Origin of the sequence: Mycobacterium sp., from assembly GCF_040398885.1 — a bacterium.
Lineage (GTDB): Bacteria > Actinomycetota > Actinomycetes > Mycobacteriales > Mycobacteriaceae > Mycobacterium.
Genome location: NZ_JBBATF010000272.1, coordinates 1 through 2,280 on the forward strand (window position 1 = coordinate 1; position 2,280 = coordinate 2,280).

At 70.7% G+C, this 2,280-nt stretch carries 2 protein-coding genes and 1 pseudogene; 1 reads left to right on the forward strand and 2 read right to left on the reverse strand.

Features of this window, described 5'->3' with window-relative positions:
* Both ADBZ5U_RS15890 and tap read right to left on the reverse strand, forming a co-directional pair.
* A partial coding sequence (locus ADBZ5U_RS15890) for an FAD-binding oxidoreductase (RefSeq protein ID WP_526811807.1) occupies positions 1-779 on the reverse strand: 779 nt, incomplete at its 3' end.
* A gap of 67 nt (positions 780-846) precedes the next feature.
* Positions 847-2,079, reverse strand: a complete 1,233-nt coding sequence (tap, locus tag ADBZ5U_RS15895) for a multidrug efflux MFS transporter Tap (RefSeq protein ID WP_526811809.1) — start codon at positions 2,077-2,079, stop codon at positions 847-849.
* A gap of 19 nt (positions 2,080-2,098) precedes the next feature.
* Here tap and ADBZ5U_RS15900 point away from each other — a divergent pair.
* A pseudogene (locus ADBZ5U_RS15900) lies at positions 2,099-2,280 on the forward strand (uracil-DNA glycosylase); the annotation flags it as partial.

The following is a 2,280-nucleotide window of genomic DNA, read 5'->3' on the forward strand; positions in this document are numbered from 1 at the left end:
TTGTCCTCGACGGCGTTGATGGCGACGGCGTCCATGAACTCCAGCATCGAGGGCCGGATCTTGGCGGTGATCTCGACCACCGAACCGGCGGCGGCCTCCACCGAGTCGAAGGTGGCCACCACGGTCGCCGTCGTGCGCTGCGGTGGCAGTAGTCGCAGGGTCGCTTCGGTGACCACCCCGAGGGTGCCCTCGCTGCCGACGAACAGCTTGACCAGGCTGAGCCCGGCGACGTCCTTGAGGCGAGGGCCCCCGAGGCGCACCGCGGTGCCGTCGGCAAGGACGACCTGCAGGCCCAGCACGTAATCGGTTGTCACGCCGTACTTCACGCAGCACAGGCCGCCGGCGTTGGTGGCGACGTTTCCGCCGATGCTGCAGATCTCGTAGGACGACGGGTCCGGGGGATACCAGAGTCCGTACTCGGCGACGGCTTTCTTGACCTCGGCGTTGAGCAGGCCCGGTTGCACGACGGCGGTGCGGGTGATCGGGTCGACGGTGATCTCGCGCATCTTCTCCGTCGAGAGCACGATGCCGCCGTCCAGGGCGGTCGACCCACCGGACAGCCCGGTGCCCATCCCGCGCGGCACCACCGGCACCCGGTGGGCACTGGCCCAGCGCAGAACCGCCTGCACTTCTTCGGTTTTCGTCGGCCGCACCACGGCCAGCGGGATCCCGGCGGCCGGATCCATCGCCCGGTCGTGGCGGTAGGAGCCGAGGATGTCGGGATCGGTGACGAGCACGCCCTCCCCGAGTTCGGCCGCCAGACTCGCCAGATCCGTCACCTCAACATTGTATGAGTGCGCGTTCGGCGACCCGTCTTCCAGGAGCCCGCGTTCGGCGACCCGTCTTCTAGGAGCCCGCGTTCGGCGACCCGTCGAGTTCCCGCAACGCCGGGAGCCACGGGCATACCAGGGCGACCACCAGGATCGGCGCCGCCAGTGCCACGAAGGCGACCCGCAGTCCGAAGGCGTCGATCAGCGGCCCGGCCAGCATGAAACCCAGCGGCCCCGAGGCGTAGGCCATCGACGTCATCACCCCCACCACCCTGCCGCGCAGGCTCTCCGGGGTCAGGGTCAGCATGACCGAGTTGTAGATCGGCCCGATCGGGCCGTACACCAGACCGATGACGGCGGCCAGCACCAGGATGACCGGCAGCGGCGGCAGCGTCGCGATCACCAGGATCGCCACCCCGTAGGTGAGCACGGCGGTCAGCACGGTCGCCCGCTTGCTCACCACGCGGGACAGCACCGACCAGCTCAGCGCGCCGACCAGCCCGCCGATCGACAGCGCCATCAACACCCAGCCCAGTTGGGCCGGTTCGTTTCGGTCGGAGAAGTACTTCGGGAACAGCACGCTCTCCATCGGCAGGTACAAGCCGATCAGCGCGAGGTCGATCAGGCCCAGTGTGCGCAGCACCCGGTTGTTCCAGACGAACCGCAGACCCTCCATCATCCCGGTCAGCACGCTCTCGGGCCGCTGCTCCGGGTCGGGCTGGTCCGCCCCCTCCAGCCTCAGCACCGCCATCGTCAGAATCGAGCAACCGAAGGCCGCGGCGGTCACCCACATGGTGTTCACTCCGCCGATGGTCGCGATCAGCACGCCGCCGACGCCGGGGCCGGTGAGGTAGCCCAGGTTGAAGCCGGCCTCGTAGAAGCTGTTCGCCTGGTCGATGGACCAGCCCGCGCGCTGTGCCGCCTCGGGCAGCATGGACCGTCGGGCCGTGAGGCCGGCCGGGTCGAAGAACGCCCCCAGGGCCGCCAGCGCGGAGAGCACGACGATGTTGAGTGCGTCCACACCGACGAAGTGGGCCAGGACCGGGATGGCCGCCAGCGAGACCGCCGACAGGGTGTCGGCCAGCATGGCGACCCGGCGCCGGCCGAGGAAATCGACTGCGCTGCCGGAGATCAGGGTGGCCAGCAGCAGGGGCAGGGTCGCCGCGCCGGCCACCACCGAGGCGTCGGTCGCGCTGCCGGTGCGCTGCAGCACCAGCCAGGGGAAGGCGACCATCGAGATGCCGTTGGCGGCCGCGGCGAGGAACGCTGAGGCGAGAATCAGCAGCCCCGGCCCGCGGGAGGTGGTCATTGCAGGCAGCATAGATTCCGTGACGCGCCGACCCCACCCCCGAACCGGCCGGCAGTTCGACTCCCCGGTTCCGCCGGGCACCGGCTGGCCGGGCGACTCCGCCGCCGCGGCCACGCCCGTCGCCCGCGATGCGGCCGAGGTCGGCCGGCTGGCCGCCGCCGCGCCGGATCTGCGCGCCCTCGGCGCCGAGGTCAGCGTGTG

Excerpts from the sequence above, each read along its gene's own strand:
- tap (WP_526811809.1), bottom strand. The coding sequence starts at position 2,079 with ATGACCACCTCCCGCGGGCCGGGGCTGCTGATTCTCGCCTCAGCGTTC.